This is a genomic window from Micromonospora yongxingensis (assembly GCF_052601155.1).
This window is the reverse complement of the sequence record NZ_JBQXEO010000004.1, coordinates 65,586-80,042: the sequence shown is the minus strand read 5'-3', so window position 1 is coordinate 80,042 and position 14,457 is coordinate 65,586. Positions and strand designations below refer to the sequence as shown.

The window sequence follows — 14,457 nt, the reverse complement described above, 5'->3', positions numbered from 1 at the left end:
GCGGTCGGCGGGCGCTGCGGGGGTTCGGCCGGAGCCGACCGGACGCCGAGGCCGGCGGTGCGGTCTCAGCGGCGCGGGGTGACGGTGGCGAGCAGCTCCGGCTGCCGTCGGTCCAGCACGTCACCGGCCAGGTACGCGCCCAGCAACGCCGCGCCCAGCCCGTACGCCACCCCGACCGGAAGGGCCAACCACAGCCAGGCGTCACCGAGCAGCGCCGCCGCGACCACCATCGGGACCGCGACGATCGCCGAGACGACCATGGCAAGCAGGGTGAGCAGGCCCTTCGCCACGCCCGCGCCGCTGTTCATCGCGAACGGGTTGCTCGTCTCCGGCAACGAGTACGCCCCGAGCACCGAGACGTAGCTGTTCACCGCCAACCCGGCACCGTAGGTGGCGGCCAGCGTGCCGGCCGTCAACCCGATCCAGCCCGGTCGGCCCAGCACCGCCGACAGGACCACCGCGACGACCGCCAGCATCGGCAGCACGTACAGCGAGAAGGCCGTCATCCGGGCGCGCAGCTCCACCCGGCCGGGCACCCCGGCCACCACGTTCACGGCGTAGGCGCTGCCGTCGAAGCCGAACTGGTTGGCCAGGGTGACCGAGGCGAGCACACCGACGAAGAGCATGGAGAGGGTCACCAGGACCGGTGAGCTGTCGCCGGCGCTCGTCGTCAGGCCCTGCTCGTTGTCGGCCGCGAAGCCCGCGCCACCCAGGTTGATCATCACGGGTACGAAGATGCCGACCACCGCGATCGTGATCAGGTTGGCCCGGCGGCGGGCGTCCCGCCACCAGTAGCGGGTCTCCCGGGCGACCAGCGCACCGAACCGGTCCCGCCGGGCCCAGGCGGCAGCCCGGGGAAACAGTTGAGCGACGGCCCCACCGGTGACGCCGCGCCGAGTGGGTGCCTTGCCGGCGCTCGCCGCGCCCACCATCGCCGACTCCAGCGACCGCGACCACCAGGCCAGCAGGGCCCCGAGCGCCACCACCGTGATCAGCAGCTTGACCGGAGCCGCCCACACGCGACCCTGGGCCACGTCGATCCCGGCGGTCCACGGCGCGCCGAACGGCGTCCAGCCGATCACGGTCGCCACACCGGTCAACCGCGTCCAGTCCGTCTCGCGCAGCGCGGCGAGGCCGAAGACCTGCAACGGGCCGAGCAGCGCGGCGACCACCGCCAGCAGGACGGCCGCCAGGTCGCGCACGCGTCGGGACCGCAGCATCGTGGCGAAGGCACTGGTCACCGCCCGGCTGGCGGCGACGCAGAGGAGCAGCCCACCGAACACGCCGACCACGGCCACCAGAGCGGCGGACCAACCACCCAGCGCCCAGGCGGTGAGCACCAGGCCCAGCGACGCGATCAGCACCGCCAGCACCGGCACACTGATCAGGGCCGCGGCGAACAGGCCGGTGACCAGCGTGCGGCGGGGCAGCGGCAGCAGCGCGAACCGGGCCGGATCCAGAGTCTCGTCCACACCGAAGAAGACCAGCGGTAGCAACAGCCAGCCGAGCACCAGCAGCCCGCCACCGGCCGCCGCGACCAGCACCGCGTATCGGCCGTCGCCCGCGATGCCGGGCGCCGCGAAGAGGAAGAAACCGCCGACGGCGAACCACAGCCCGACCAGCGCGCCGCCGACGAACAGCGCGATCCGCCAGCCCTGCCCCCGGAAGTTGTTGCCCATCACCCGCAGCTTGAGGCGCATGAAGTGTCGGGCGGAGACGGCGCGGACCGGCCCGGCGGGCACGGTCGCGGCGCTCACTGGGAGAGCCACGACAGCTCCTCACCGGTGGCCGTACGCCCGCCGACCACCTCGACGAAGACCTGCTCCAGCGAGCGGTCGCCGCGTACCTCCGCGATCGTGCCCACCCGCTTGATGGTGCCCGCGGCGAGGATCGCCACGTGCGAGCAGAGGCGCTCGACGACCTCCATGACGTGACTGGAGAACACCACCGTGCCGCCACCGGCCGCGTACCGGGTGAGGATGTCGCGGATCAGCGCGGCGGAGACCGGGTCGACCGCCTCGAACGGCTCGTCCAGCACCAGCACCCGGGGGCCGTGCAGCAGCGCACACGCCAGGCCGATCTTCTTCTTCATGCCCGCCGAGTAGTCCACCACCAGCGTCCGGCCGGCGTCGCCGAGCGCCAGCACGTCCAGCAGCTCCGCGGCCCGCTGGTCGACCACCGCCGGGTCCATGCCGCGCAGCAGACCGTTGTACGCCAGCAGCTCCGCCCCGGTCAGCCGGTCGAACAGCCGCACCCCGTCGGGCATCACACCGAGCAGCCGCTTGGCGGTGACCGGGTCCCGCCACACGTCGTGGCCGAGCACCCAGGCCGAGCCGGCGTCGGGCCGCAACAACCCCACCGCCATCGACAGGGTGGTGGTCTTGCCGGCACCGTTCGGCCCGAGCAGGCCGTAGAAGGAGCCCGCGGGGACATCGAGGTCGACGCCGGCCACCGCGATCGTGCCGTCGAACCGCTTGGCCAGGCCACGCAGTGCGAGCGCGGGTTGCTCAACAGTCATGCGCCGACGCTATCCGTCGATCGCCAGTTCCGCCCTCCGGCGTGGGGCGGAGCCGTCCTCCTCCCCGAGACGTACGCGGCCGCGCGATGAACGGCACGCCGTGTTCGACCCGGAGGCAACCGGCCGTCGTCCTGGCGGGTGACAGTGGCAGAAGCGACACGGGGAGGGGCCAGTGAACAAGGACGAGGGGTTCGAGGAGTTCTATCGAGCCACCAGACATCGGGTCGTCACCGTGCTGTACGCGCTCGGTGGCGACCTCCACGAGGCGCAGGACGCCGCGCAGGAGGCGTACGTACGGGCCTGGCAGCGCTGGCAGCGCATCGCCGATTACGACGACCCGGAGGCGTGGGTACGCGTCGTCGGCCACCGTCTCCTGCAGAACCGCTGGCGCAAGATCCGCAACGGGATCACCGCCCACCGGCGGCACGGCCCACCCGCCGTGGCGGGGCCACCGTCGGAGAACACCGTCGCCCTCGTGGCGGCGTTACGCCGGTTGTCGCCCGAGCAGCGCGAGGCGATCGTCCTGCATCACCTGGCGGACCTCTCCGTCGCGGACATCGCGAACCAGGTCGGCGTTCCGGTCGGCACCGTCAAGGCCCGGCTCGCACGGGGCCGCAACGCCCTCGCCCCTCTGCTCGGCACCACCCTCCCCGAGGAGGTCAGCAATGCCTGATCAGCTCTTCACCGACATGTACCGCGACACCGAGCACCTGACCTGGGCCCCGACCGAGCAGGTGCGTGAGCGTGGCCGTCGGCGTACCCGCCGGACGAGGGTCGCGGCGGTGCTCGCCGGCGCGGTCGCCGTGGCGGTGGTGGCCACCGGCGCGGTGGCCCTGGCCGGTGGCCCGGACGCCGCGCCGACGCCGGTGCTGCCGGCCACCGGATCGCCCACGCCGACACCCGCGCCGTCGGCCACCCCGACCCCGACCCCGTCTCCGCCGCCGCCAACCGGCACCAACCCTGCCGGGCCACCGTCGAGCCCGTCCACGGCCGATGGCCGGTCGACGACCGGTTCCACCAGCCCGGCCATCCCGACGGCGGCGCTGCTGCGCGCGTCGGACCTGCCGTCCGGCTACCGGGCGGACGGAAGTGACATGGATGGTGACTGGTCGTTCGACTTTGCCGCCATGTACGTCTGCGCGGACACGCCTACCCCGACGGCGGAGCAGCGAGCCGAGCGGGGGGCGGTGTTCCGCAAACCCGTCGAGTCGACGGTCGTCGAGCGGGTGCGGCGATACTCCGCCGACGGCGCGAAGGCGACCATGGACTGGGTCCGGCGGACGGTGAACGAATGCGAACCGGACGGTCAGCAGAGTTCGCTGTCGATTCTCGACTCCGGATTCGTCGGAGACGGCTCGCTTCTGATCAGGTTCAACGCCCAGGGCGTGGTCAGCTACACGCTCTTCGTCCGGCAGGGCGACCTGGTCGCCGAGGTGTGGCTGGACACCCTGACCGACCAGGCGGACGTCCGGCAGGTGGCGCGACGGGTGGCCGATCGACTGTGCCTCGGCACCGACGCCTGCTGACAGCGACGAATCGTCACAGGCGGAGGGCCTCGGGGGTGTGCAGGCGGAGCATGGTGGCGGCGACGTCGGCGGGAGCCCGCCGACGGGTCGCCACCGACACCGCGACCATCACGATGAAGGCCAGGGGCACCGTCCAGGCGGCCGGCTGCGCGATGAGCGTGGCCGGCCAGCCGGACAGCGGCGCGCCGAGCACCGTCACCAGCACCGCGCCGATCGCCGCGCCGCCGCCCACCAGCACCCCGGCGGCGGCGCCCAGGTCGGTCAGCCCGCGCCACCAGATCCCGAGCACGAGCAGCGGGCAGAAGCTCGACGCGGCGACGGCGAAGGCCAGCCCGACCACCTGCGACACGTCCAGTCCCGAGACGTTGAGCGCCAGCACCGCCGGCACGCCGCCGGCGATCACCGTGGCCAGCCGGAAGCCGCGCACCGATCCCCGGCCGAGCACGTCCGTGGAGATCACGCCCGCGACGCTGGTCAGCAGCCCGGACGAGGTGGACAGGAACGCCGCGAACGCGCCCGCCGCGACCAGCGCGGCGAGCAGCCGCCCAGCCAGCCCGTCGCCGAGGGCCGCGCCGGGCAGCAGCACCACCACCGCGTCGGTCTGCCCACTGATCAGCAGTTGCGGGGTGTAGATCCGGCCGAGCACCCCGTACAGGGTGGGCAGCAGATAGAAGGCGCCGACCAGGGCCAGCACGACGAGGGTGGTCCGGCGTGCGGCGGCGCCGTCGGGGTTGGTGTAGAAGCGGACCAGCACGTGCGGCAGGCCCATGGTGCCCAGGAAGGTGGCCAGGATCAGGGAGTACGTGGCGAACAGGCCCCGGTCGTCGTCGCCGGCGGCGCTGGGCAGCAGCCAGTCGCTGGCGTCGTTCGCCACCCCGGACACCTCCGGCACCGGGTCGCCGGCGGCGAAGGTCAGCTCGTCGCCGGGGCGTACCTCCCGGATGTCACCGTCGGGCAGGGTGAGGGTCGCGCGGTGCTCGACCACGACGGTGGTCGCGGTCCGGAACGTCGGCCCGTCGGGCGGGGTCACCGCGGGCCGGGCGTCGGCCTGCCACTGCAACGCCAGGAAGATCGCCGGTACGGCGAGCGCCGTCAGCTTGAGCCAGTACTGGAACGCCTGGACGAAGGTGATGGCGCGCATCCCGCCGAGCGCCACGTTCGCGGTGACGACGGCGGCCACCAGCAGGGCACCGACCGGGTACGGGGAGCCGGCCACCGTCGCCAGGGTGAGCCCGGCGCCCTGTAGTTGCGGCACCAGGTAGAGCCACCCGATGAAGATCACGAACGCGGTGGCCAGGATGCGCAGCCGGCGGGAGCCCAGCCGCAGCTCGCAGAAGTCGGGCAGGGTGAACGCGCCGGAGCGACGCAGCGGCGCGGCCACGAAGAGCAGCAGCGCCAGGTAGCCGGCCGCGAAGCCGACCGGATACCAGAGCACGTCCACGCCGTACTTGAGGACCAGGCCGGCGATGCCGAGGAAACTCGCCGCCGACAGGTACTCCCCGCCGATCGCGGCGGCGTTCCAGGTCGGACTGATCGCCCGGGAGGCGACCAGGAAATCGGAGGTGGTCCGGGCCAGCCGCAGCCCGTAGAAGCCGATCCCCACGGTGACCAGGGTGACCGCGACGATGGCCGGGACCACGTAGTCGTTGCCCACCTCAGCGCTCCGGCCGCTGCACCAGGTCGGTGAAGTCCTGTTCGTTGCGCTCGGCCAGCCGCACGTACGCCCAGCCCACCGCGATCAGGAACGGGAAGGAGGCCACACCGAGCAGCAGCCAGGGCAGGTTGACGCCGGCGACGGTGGTCCGGCCCAGCGACGGCGCGATGGCGAACAGCCAGGGCAGCCCGCCGAGCCCGATCGCCACCACCAGCGAGAGCCGCAGCGCCAGAGCGAGCTGCGCCCGGACCAGGCCGCGGACCAGCGCCTCGCCGACCTGGGTCTGCTGAGCCAGCTCGGTGCGGGTCCGCTCGGCCCGGCTGTCCGGTCGGGTGATCTCGGCCAGCACGATCCGGGTCCGCCGGGGCGGCGGTACCGCACCGCCCGACCCGACGTCAGGGAGTTGCTTGGCCACCTCGGCAGTCTCGCCCGCCCTGCGGGATTGTCAAGCGGTCCCGCTCACCACCGCCGCGGACCGGGACAGTCCACCGCCATGGCGGTCGCCGTCGTCGATCCCAGTTCGCGCCGTGCCCGCTCCCGGCCGAGGTTCGCCGCCCAGAGGCCGTCCCGGGGCAACTCGGCGGCGATCTCCCGCAGCGCGCACGTCCGCATCGGCTCGGGCAGCCGGTCCAGCGCCGGCACGGCGTCGGCCGACAGCCGGGAGACGTACCCGACGTCCAGCCGGCCGGTCTCCAGGTACCGGTCGACGTTCCGGTCGGCGATCAGCCGATCGGGGTTCACCAGGGCCAACCCGAGCAGCGCCAGCACCGCCGTGCCGACCACCAGCCGGGGCAGCCAGTCGGCCCGCAGCCGCACCACGGCCACCCCGACCAGGACGAAGAGCAGGCCCAACCACAGCTCGACGGTCGCTACGACGAGCCTGAGGCGGGTGGCACCGTACGCGTCGGCGTAGACCTGCATCCGGTAGAGGGCGGAGGCGACGACGACCAGGCTCAGCACCGTGAGCGTGCCGAGCAGTGTGCGGACCACCAGCCGGTCGGCCCGCGTCGCCCGCGGTGCCCGGCGGGCGGCGACGGCGATCACCAGCAGCGTGAGCGCGGTGACGGCGAGCAGTTGCCAGAAACCGCCGCGCGCGTACTGGGCGTAGGTGAGCCACGCCGTCCGCAGCACATGACCCGCGCCGCCGAAGAACATCGTCAACTGGACCAGCACGAACGCGGCGAAGAGGGCGTCGAGCAGCGCCAGCGGGAGGATCCACTCCAGCCGGTGCGCCGGTCTGGTCGGCGCCGCCCGCAGCCCTTCCAGGTCGGGTGGGCGGCTGACCAGGTACGCGCAGCCGAGCAGGCCCGTGCCGATCAGCAGCAGGCGGACCAGCCAGCCCAGGACACCGGCCGGTGAGATGTCGGGCAGCAGACCCGAGAGCAGGTCGGCGAAGACCGCGTCGGCGGAGGAGAAGAGCAGACCGAACAGCGTCAGCAGCCCGGCCGAGACCGCGAGGCTGGTCAGGATCCGCCCGACCCCGGGGCCGGCCGACCGCGTACGGCGCAGTCCGCGTACCGCCCAGGGGAGCGCACGGAAGGTGGCTGCCGGCGGCAGCGTGGCGGCCAGCAGCATCCCGAACGGGCTTCGCCCGCCGGTCACCGCGAGCGTCGCGGTGACCGCGGCGGCGATGAGGCACAACACGAAGAGCCAGCCCGCGGCGCGGACCGAGCCGACCGCGACCAGTGCGACGGTGGCGGCGGCCCAGGCGACCTGCGCCACCCGCCCCGGTGCCCCCGTGGCACCGGGACGGGTGGTGGCCGCCGCATCCGTCGTGGCCGGCCCGGCGGTCGTGGGCGGCACTGCGGTCGTGGGCGGAGTCGGGGGTGAGGTCGGCGCTGCGGCGGTCGTGGGGGTGCTGGCGGTCGGGGCGGGTGCGGCGGTCGTGGGCGGCGCCGCGGTGGCCGGGGCGTCGGCGGTCGCCTCCGGTGCCCCGGCCGGCGCCGCTGGGACGCCTGCTGCCGTGCCTGAGCCGGCTTGCTGCGGCACGCCCGCCGGGGGGTTCGTCCCGCGTCGGGCGACTCCGGCGGTGACGAGGGCGACGGTGGCGGCCAGCGCGGCGACCAGCCAGCCGACGCCGGGGCGGACCATCGGCAGCGCCGAGGCACCGATCGCGGCGGCCGCCGTCAGCGCGCCCAGGGCCAGCGGGTGGGCGGCGCCGGACGGCCCCGGCCAACGACGTTGGAGCAGCGACGGTGGCCGGGGCCCGACCGGCGGCGCGGGCCAGGGTTGGGGCCGGCCAGCCGCCGGCGGGAGTGCCGGTCCGTGCCCGGCCCAGGGCGGGCCAGCCGCAGCGGGAGCCGGCACTCTCGGACCGGTGGGCGGGACCTGCGTACTGCCGGGGCTGGTCATGCGGCCTCTTCTCGAAGTGGTCCGTCGCTGGGGATGGTGACCTGGATTCGACAGCCGGGCTGGGGGCCCGCGGACGATCCGGCGGGGTCGAGGACCCGGATGCGGCCGCCGTGCAGTTCGACCACCCACCGGGCGATGGCCAGGCCGAGTCCGGTCCCGCCGCCGGCCGACCGATCGCCGCGGGTGAACCGTTCGAACACCCGGGAGCGCTCGGCCGGCGGGATCCCCTGGCCCTCGTCGCTCACCTCGAAGCGGAGCTGGCCGGCCTGCTCCTCCACGCTCACCCGTACGGTGCCGCCGGCCGGGCTGTGCCGCGCGGCGTTGTCGAGCAGGTTCGCGAACACCTGGTGCAGCCGCCACGGGTCCGCGTGCACGGTCAGCGGCGTCGCCAGCTCGCGGAGCCGGAAGTGCACGTCCAGGCCGGCGCCGCTCGCGCTCGCGGTGGCGTGCTCCACCGCCTCGTCGAGGAAGTCCCCGACGTCGATGCGGACCCGTCGCAGCGGGACCACCCCGGCGTCGAGGCGGGACAGGTCGAGCAGGTCGGCGACGAGGTGGCCGAGCCGCTCGGTCTGGGACAGCGCCGAGCGCAGTGCCGCGGGTTCGGGCGCGGCCACGCCGTCCACCATGTTCTCCAGCACGCCCTGCAACGCGGTGATCGGCGTCCGCAGCTCGTGGGAGACGTTCGCGATCAGCTCCCGTCGGCGCTGGTCGGCGGCGTGCAGGTCCTCGGCCATCTTGTTGAACGCCTGCGCCAGCTCACCGACCTCGTCACGGGAGGTGGCGCGTACGCGGCGGGTGTAGTCGCCCCGGGCCATCGCTCCGGCGGCCGCCGTCATCTCCCGCAGCGGTGAGGTCATGCCGTGGGCGAGCACCTGCGAGGTGAGCAGGGCGACGGCGATGGCGGTCGCCGAGGTCACCGGCGGTGGCCAGCCGATGCCGTACGAGAAGTAGGCCAGCCCGGCCGCGCCGGAGGCGACCAGCAGGACGCCCAGTTTCAGCTTGATGGAGCGCACCGGATCCAGCGGGCGGGGCAGCAGCTCCAGCACCCGGTCGAGGCGGGCGAGCAGGACGGCGCTCAGGACGACACCTCCAGTGCGTAGCCGACCCCGTGCACGGTGCGGATGAGGTCGGCGCCCAGCTTGCGGCGTAGTGCCTTGACGTGGCTGTCCACCGTGCGGGTGCCGCTCCCCTCGGCCCACCCCCAGACGTCTGCGAGCAACCGCTCGCGGGGGAGCACCGTGCGGGGCCGCCCGGCGAAATGGACGAGCAGGTCGAACTCGGTCGGCGTGAGGTGCACGTCCGCGCCGGCCCGGCGGACCCGCCGCTCGGCCTCGTTGATCTCGATGTCGCCGAGGCGGATGGCGGGTGGCACGGGCGCGGCGGCCCGTTCCACCCGACGCAGCAGGACGTGCACCCGGGCGGCCAGTTCCCGCATCGAGAACGGCTTGGTGAGGTAGTCGTCCGCGCCGACCGCGAGCCCCACCAGCAGATCCGTCTCGTCGTCCCGGGCGGTGAGCATCAGCACCGGCACCGGCCGGACGGCCTGGATCCTGCGGCACACCTCCAAGCCGTCGAAGCCGGGAAGCATCACGTCGAGGACGACGAGATCGGGCTGTCCGGTCCGGAACCGCTCGACCGCGCTGGGACCGTCCGCCGCGATCTCCACGGCGAATCCCTCGGCGCCCAGTCGTGCGGCGACCGACTCGGCGATGGTTCGTTCGTCCTCGACGACCAGTACCCGGCGTTCCCTCATGGGCCCTGACTGTAGGGAGCCGGCGTGGAGATCAGTGGGTGGCATTGTGAATAACCTGTGGAGAACGAGTCACCCCTGTGGATAACCCGTGGAAGAACCTCGTGCCGCCTCCGGGCACGAAGCGGGGCCGGTGGGAGTGCCACCGGCCCCGCTTCGTCGACCCGTCAACGGGTCACTCCAGTCCGCTGCGCTCCGGCCGGGCCGAGGCGGAGCCGAGCCAGGTGTGCGGGTTGCCGTACCAGCACCAGCCCAACTTCGGTGCGCCCTGGCTGATCCAGAGCGCCGGCACCCGCTTGTCGCCGCACCGGGAGCCGACCAGCGAGAAGCACCTGTTGCTGGCCAGCGCGGCCGGGTACAGCGTGATGAAGGCGAGCCCCTCGTCGATGGTGAGCGGCAGCCGGCCCTGAGCGGTGATCCCTTCCATCGCGGTGGCCGGTGCCAGGTTGCGGAACTCCTCGCCCCGGTCGACGTCGAAGAGCAGGTACGCCGGCCCGTCCGGCACCTCCAGCTCCTTGATCGGGTCGAAGCGCCGCAGGTCATCCTCGGCGTAGTGCCGGTCGAGGAAGCCCGGCTTGCGCTTGCCGGCCAGGGTGGTGAGCTCCAGCCGCGCCTCCACGCCGATCAGGTCGCGCGTGGTGACGAGCAGGAACGGCACCCGGGCCTCGGTGGGCGCGGGCAGGCCGGCGGAGCCTTCGACCGCCCTGGCTCGCAGCGGTGCGACCAGGTCGCGGAAGGCGGCCTCGGTCAGGTCGGCGAGGGCGGGGTAGCCCAACTGCACCAGTCGGTCGAGTTGGCGGTCGAACTCGGTCTCGGCGTCGAACGGAGCGGACACGGCGGCCTCCCGGAAGTCGTACGGACTAGCGTACAACGTACGGAAGTTGTCGTTCCATTCCCGGCTCAGCGATTCCAGTCCTGTTTCGCCGCTCTGACGAGCTTGTCCTTCAGCTCCCGGGTGTGCCGGCGGCTCACCGGCAGTTCGGTTGCGTCGATCACCACCACGTAGCCGGAGTTGACCAGGCGCAGTTCCGCGATCAACTTCAACTGCACCAGGTACGAGCGGTGCACCCGGACGAAACCGGCGTCGGCCCACCGCTCTGCGAGCGTGGCGAGTGAGACCCGCACCAGGTGCGACCCCTCGGCGGTGTGCAACCGGGCGTAGTCCCCCTGCGCCTCCACCCAACGCACCGCCGAGCGGGGCAGCATCCGGGTGGTGCCGGCCAGCTCGATCGGGATGGTCGGGTCCTCCTCGGCCCGGGCGAGCGCCGCCGGATGCGAGGGGACGACCCGCGAGCCGATCACCCGGCGCAGGGACTCGGCCAGCCGCTCGGCGCGCACCGGCTTGCGCACGTAGTCCGTCGTCCCCAGGTCGAAGGCGTCCACCGCGCCGTCGTCGTACGCGGTGACGAAGACGATCGCCGGTGGCCGGGCGAACCGGCGCAGCACCCGCGCCAGCTCCATGCCGTCCAGCCCGGGCATCCGGATGTCGAGGAAGACCACGTCCACGTCACCGTCGCGCAGCAGCCGCAGCGCCTCGGTGGCGTCCCCGGCGGTGTGCAACCGGGCCACCCGGGGGTCGGCCCGCAGGTGGTACGCCAGCTCGTCGAGCGCCGGCGGCTCGTCGTCCACCGCCAGCACCCGGAGAAACCCGGACGCGCTCACTCGGCGGCCCCGGGTCGCTCGCCGTGCGCGCTCACGATCCGGCCCGCACGCCGGGGTGGAACTTCGGCACCCGCATGCTCACCCTGGTGCCCGAGCCCAGCCCGGTCTCGACGACCAGGCCGAACCGGTCCCCGAAGACGGACCGCATCCGCTCGTCGACGTTGGAGAGGCCGACGTGCTGGCCCGGGTCGTCGCCCGGGTCGCCGGTGCTGCGGGCCAGCTCGGCGATGCCGGCGGTCAGCGTGGTCGGATCCATTCCCACCCCGTCGTCCTCCACGGTGATGTGGCATTCGGCGCCCGCGTCCCGGGCCTCGATGCTCACCATGCCCGTGCCCGGCTTGCGGGACAACCCGTGCCGGACGGCGTTCTCCACCAGCGGTTGGAGGCAGAGGAACGGCAGCGTCACCGGCAGCACCTCCGGGGCGATCTGCAGCCGTACCTGCAACCGGTCGCCGAACCGGGCCCGCTCGATGGTCAGGTAGCGGTCGATCGACCGCAGCTCCTCGGCCAGCGTGGTGAACTCCCCGTGCGCCCGGAACGAGTACCGGGTGAACTCCGCGAACTCCAGGATCAGCTCCCGGGCCCGCTCGGGGTCGGTGCGGACGAACGAGCCGATGGCGGTCAGCGCGTTGTAGATGAAGTGCGGGCTGATCTGCGCGCGCAGCGCCCGGATCTCGGCCCGCGCCAGCCGCTCCCGCGACGAGTCCAGCTCGGCCAGGGCGAGCTGGTTGCCGGCCCAGTGCGCGGTCTCCAGGGTCGCCTGCACCAGCCCTGGCGCCGGCGGGCTGTCGGCGATGGCCACCAGCGCGCCGACCACCCGGCCGTCCGCTCCGTGCAGGGGCGCGATGACGGCTCCCCGTACCGGGCAGTCGACCCGGTCGCAGTGCAGATCCTGCTCGCTGAGCACCGTCGAGCGCCCGGTCTCCATGGCCCGCCGGGCGGCCGCGAGCAGTTGCTCGCCGTGGTGTGTGCCGCGCCCGTCGAGGGCGAGCACCACGTCGGCGTCGGTGAGCGCCAGCCCGGCCGCGCCGACCAGGGCACGCAGATGGCGTACGGCCTTCGCCGCGCCCGCCGCGCTCAACCCCGCCCGCAGTGGCTCGGCCGCCAGCCCGGCGGTGTGCAGCACCTCGTAGGTGGCCCGCTGGGTGGCGGTGGCGATGCCCCGACGAGCGCGCAGCCGCAGTACGGCCAGTAGGGCCGCGGTCAGCGCGGTGACCAGTGAGACGACGCCGACGACGGCGGAGAGGTTGCCACCCACGCAGCGATCCTGGCCCCTGCGGCCCGGTCCGCCAACCCCCTTAGTAGGCGCCCTTGCGGGCGAGCACCACTCCGACGGTGCGCCACAGGATGCTCAGGTCGTACGCCAGCGACCAGTTGTCGACGTAGTAGAGGTCCAGCCGGACGGACTCGTCCCACGACAGGTCGGAGCGGCCGGAGACCTGCCACAGGCCGGTCATGCCGGGGCGGACCAGCAGCCGGCGGCGCACGTCGCCCAGGAAGTCGCCGTCGTCGGCCGGCAGCGGGCGGGGCCCGACCAGCGACATCTCACCCCAGAGCACGTTGATGAGCTGCGGCAGCTCGTCCAGCGAGGAGGCCCGCAGGAAACGGCCCACCGGGAAGACCCGGGGGTCCTCCTTCATCTTGAACAGCATGCCGTCGGTCTCGTTCCGGTCGACCAGGCTGGCCAGTCGGTCCTCGGCGTCGACGTACATGGTCCGGAACTTCCACACCCGGAACGTGCGCCCCTCGTGCCCCACCCGCGGCTGGCGGAAGAAGACCGGCCCGGGGTCGGAGATCCGGATCGCCACGGCGACGGCCAGGAAGAGCGGGATCAGCAGCAGCAGGCCGAGGCCGGCGGCGACCCGGTCCATCAGGTTCTTGGCGAGCAGCGCCGGCCCGGAGAGGGTCGGCTCCTCGACGTGCAGCAGCGGCAGACCCTCGATCGGCCGGATGTGCACCCGGGGGCCGGCGATGTCGGTGAGCTGCGGTGCGACCACCAGGTCGACGCCGGAGCCCTCCAACTGCCAGGCCAGGCGGCGCAGCTCGCCGGGCTCGGCACTGGCCGACCCGCAGACCGCGATGGTGTCGCCGCCGACCTCCCGGACCAGGGCCAGAACGTCCCGGCCGGCGTGCACCGGCACCGGGGTCGGCATTCCCCGGGCGGCGGCGTAACCGTCGGTGATGTGGATGGCGACCGGCACCAGCCCGGCGTTGGGGCTGCGCGTGACGGCCGCGTAGACCTCCAGGCACTCCGGCAGGGTGCCGACCAGCACCATCCGGTGCGCGGCCTGCCCGGCCCGCCGGCGGATGTAGTGCAGCGCCCAGCGGGCCACGAACCGGCCCCAGAGGATCAGCAACAGCGCGCCGAGCAGCGCCGTGCCGACCGTCCACCGGGACAGGGCGGTCTTGGTGGCGAACGCGAGGAAGGAGACGCTGGCCGCGACCGTCACGGCGGCCCGGATCACCCGCTTGAACTCGTCGGGCCCGAGCCCCAGATAGCGCCGGTCGTAGGCCCGGTTGCTCCAGAGGATGACCACCCAGCCGAGCGGCAGCAGCAGGTAGGAGACGGTGTGGAACCAGGTCGGGTCCTGCTGGGTGCCGGTGAAACCGGAGGCGGCCTGGTCGAAGAGCTGAATCGCGATCCAGCTGGCGAACGCCGCCGCGGCGAAGTCGAGCACCAGGAGGATCGCCGTGTAGGGGCGGTGCCAGCGGGAGACACGGCGTCGCGCCCTGGCCCATGCCGACCTGGGGACACCGTTGTGCGACGGCGGCGTCGGCGGCTGGATTTCGAAGCTGTCGACGTGCCGCACGAGTCTGCTCCGGCCTTCGTTGGTTACCGGGCGCTGGAGGCTTGCCGTCACCTCACCCATGTCCTCCCGCATGACACGTGCCGCTCACTCGCAGTGAGGGCCCGGGTCGCCCACCGTCCCAGTCTCCCACGCGGGCTCCGACCGGTCGTTGCCCCGAAGGAGATTGGCGACCGATGGTGCCGGCG

General features: G+C 73.4%; 13 protein-coding genes. 2 read left to right on the top strand and 11 right to left on the bottom strand.

All coding sequences use genetic code 11. The features are described 5' to 3' along the window. Nucleotides 1-65 precede the first annotated feature (65 nt). Both ACTWLT_RS07690 and ACTWLT_RS07685 read right to left on the bottom strand, forming a co-directional pair. Complete coding sequence (locus ACTWLT_RS07690) at nt 66-1,700, bottom strand: ABC transporter permease (RefSeq protein WP_445317842.1); 1,635 nt, start codon at nt 1,698-1,700, stop codon at nt 66-68. 53 nt (nt 1,701-1,753) lie between these two features. Beyond that, the gene (locus tag ACTWLT_RS07685) at nt 1,754-2,518 is read right to left on the bottom strand and encodes an ABC transporter ATP-binding protein (protein WP_252416869.1); all 765 of its coding nucleotides are present in this window, start codon (nt 2,516-2,518) and stop codon (nt 1,754-1,756) included. A gap of 172 nt (nt 2,519-2,690) precedes the next feature. Here ACTWLT_RS07685 and ACTWLT_RS07680 point away from each other — a divergent pair, with 172 nt between their 5' ends. Then, entirely contained in the window at nt 2,691-3,191 is a 501-nt protein-coding gene (locus ACTWLT_RS07680) for a SigE family RNA polymerase sigma factor (protein WP_445317707.1), read from the top strand. Continuing rightward, a complete protein-coding gene (locus tag ACTWLT_RS07675; RefSeq protein WP_445317706.1) occupies nt 3,184-4,044 on the top strand; it encodes a hypothetical protein in 861 nt (286 codons plus the stop codon). The genes ACTWLT_RS07680 and ACTWLT_RS07675 overlap by 8 nt, the downstream gene beginning before the upstream one ends. A gap of 13 nt (nt 4,045-4,057) precedes the next feature. Here the strand turns inward: ACTWLT_RS07675 and ACTWLT_RS07670 are convergent, their stop codons facing one another. The 9 genes from ACTWLT_RS07670 to ACTWLT_RS07630 form a co-directional block, all read right to left on the bottom strand. After that, complete coding sequence (locus ACTWLT_RS07670; protein WP_252416866.1) at nt 4,058-5,698, bottom strand: sodium/solute symporter; 1,641 nt, start codon at nt 5,696-5,698, stop codon at nt 4,058-4,060. Between the two features lies 1 nt (nt 5,699). Continuing rightward, nucleotides 5,700-6,113 (bottom strand): DUF485 domain-containing protein, encoded by a 414-nt coding sequence (locus ACTWLT_RS07665; protein ID WP_252416865.1) that lies wholly within the window; start codon nt 6,111-6,113, stop codon nt 5,700-5,702. A 44-nt stretch (nt 6,114-6,157) separates the two neighbouring features. Continuing rightward, on the bottom strand, nt 6,158-8,050 hold the full coding sequence (locus ACTWLT_RS07660; RefSeq protein ID WP_445317705.1) for a DUF4153 domain-containing protein: 1,893 nt from the start codon (nt 8,048-8,050) through the stop codon (nt 6,158-6,160). Further along, nucleotides 8,047-9,096, bottom strand: coding sequence for a sensor histidine kinase (locus tag ACTWLT_RS07655; RefSeq protein WP_445317704.1), 1,050 nt, complete (start codon nt 9,094-9,096; stop codon nt 8,047-8,049). The genes ACTWLT_RS07660 and ACTWLT_RS07655 overlap by 4 nt, the downstream gene beginning before the upstream one ends. A gap of 29 nt (nt 9,097-9,125) precedes the next feature. Continuing rightward, a complete protein-coding gene (locus ACTWLT_RS07650; protein ID WP_445317703.1) occupies nt 9,126-9,803 on the bottom strand; it encodes a response regulator transcription factor in 678 nt (225 codons plus the stop codon). A gap of 172 nt (nt 9,804-9,975) precedes the next feature. Beyond that, the gene (locus ACTWLT_RS07645) at nt 9,976-10,635 is read right to left on the bottom strand and encodes a DUF5701 family protein (RefSeq protein ID WP_445317702.1); all 660 of its coding nucleotides are present in this window, start codon (nt 10,633-10,635) and stop codon (nt 9,976-9,978) included. Nucleotides 10,636-10,700: 65 nt separating this feature from the next. Then, nucleotides 10,701-11,462, bottom strand: coding sequence for a LytR/AlgR family response regulator transcription factor (locus ACTWLT_RS07640; RefSeq protein WP_445317701.1), 762 nt, complete (start codon nt 11,460-11,462; stop codon nt 10,701-10,703). Between the two features lie 31 nt (nt 11,463-11,493). After that, nucleotides 11,494-12,720, bottom strand: coding sequence for a sensor histidine kinase (locus ACTWLT_RS07635; protein WP_445317700.1), 1,227 nt, complete (start codon nt 12,718-12,720; stop codon nt 11,494-11,496). Between the two features lie 40 nt (nt 12,721-12,760). After that, nucleotides 12,761-14,332, bottom strand: coding sequence for a sugar transferase (locus ACTWLT_RS07630; RefSeq protein WP_252417138.1), 1,572 nt, complete (start codon nt 14,330-14,332; stop codon nt 12,761-12,763). Nucleotides 14,333-14,457: the final 125 nt, after the last annotated feature.

Excerpts from the sequence above, each read along its gene's own strand:
- ACTWLT_RS07690 (WP_445317842.1), bottom strand. The coding sequence starts at position 1,700 with ATGCGCCTCAAGCTGCGGGTGATGGGCAACAACTTCCGGGGGCAGGGC.
- ACTWLT_RS07685 (WP_252416869.1), bottom strand. The coding sequence starts at position 2,518 with ATGACTGTTGAGCAACCCGCGCTCGCACTGCGTGGCCTGGCCAAGCGG.
- ACTWLT_RS07675 (WP_445317706.1), top strand. The coding sequence starts at position 3,184 with ATGCCTGATCAGCTCTTCACCGACATGTACCGCGACACCGAGCACCTG.
- ACTWLT_RS07660 (WP_445317705.1), bottom strand. The coding sequence starts at position 8,050 with ATGACCAGCCCCGGCAGTACGCAGGTCCCGCCCACCGGTCCGAGAGTG.
- ACTWLT_RS07650 (WP_445317703.1), bottom strand. The coding sequence starts at position 9,803 with ATGAGGGAACGCCGGGTACTGGTCGTCGAGGACGAACGAACCATCGCC.
- ACTWLT_RS07630 (WP_252417138.1), bottom strand. The coding sequence starts at position 14,332 with ATGGGTGAGGTGACGGCAAGCCTCCAGCGCCCGGTAACCAACGAAGGC.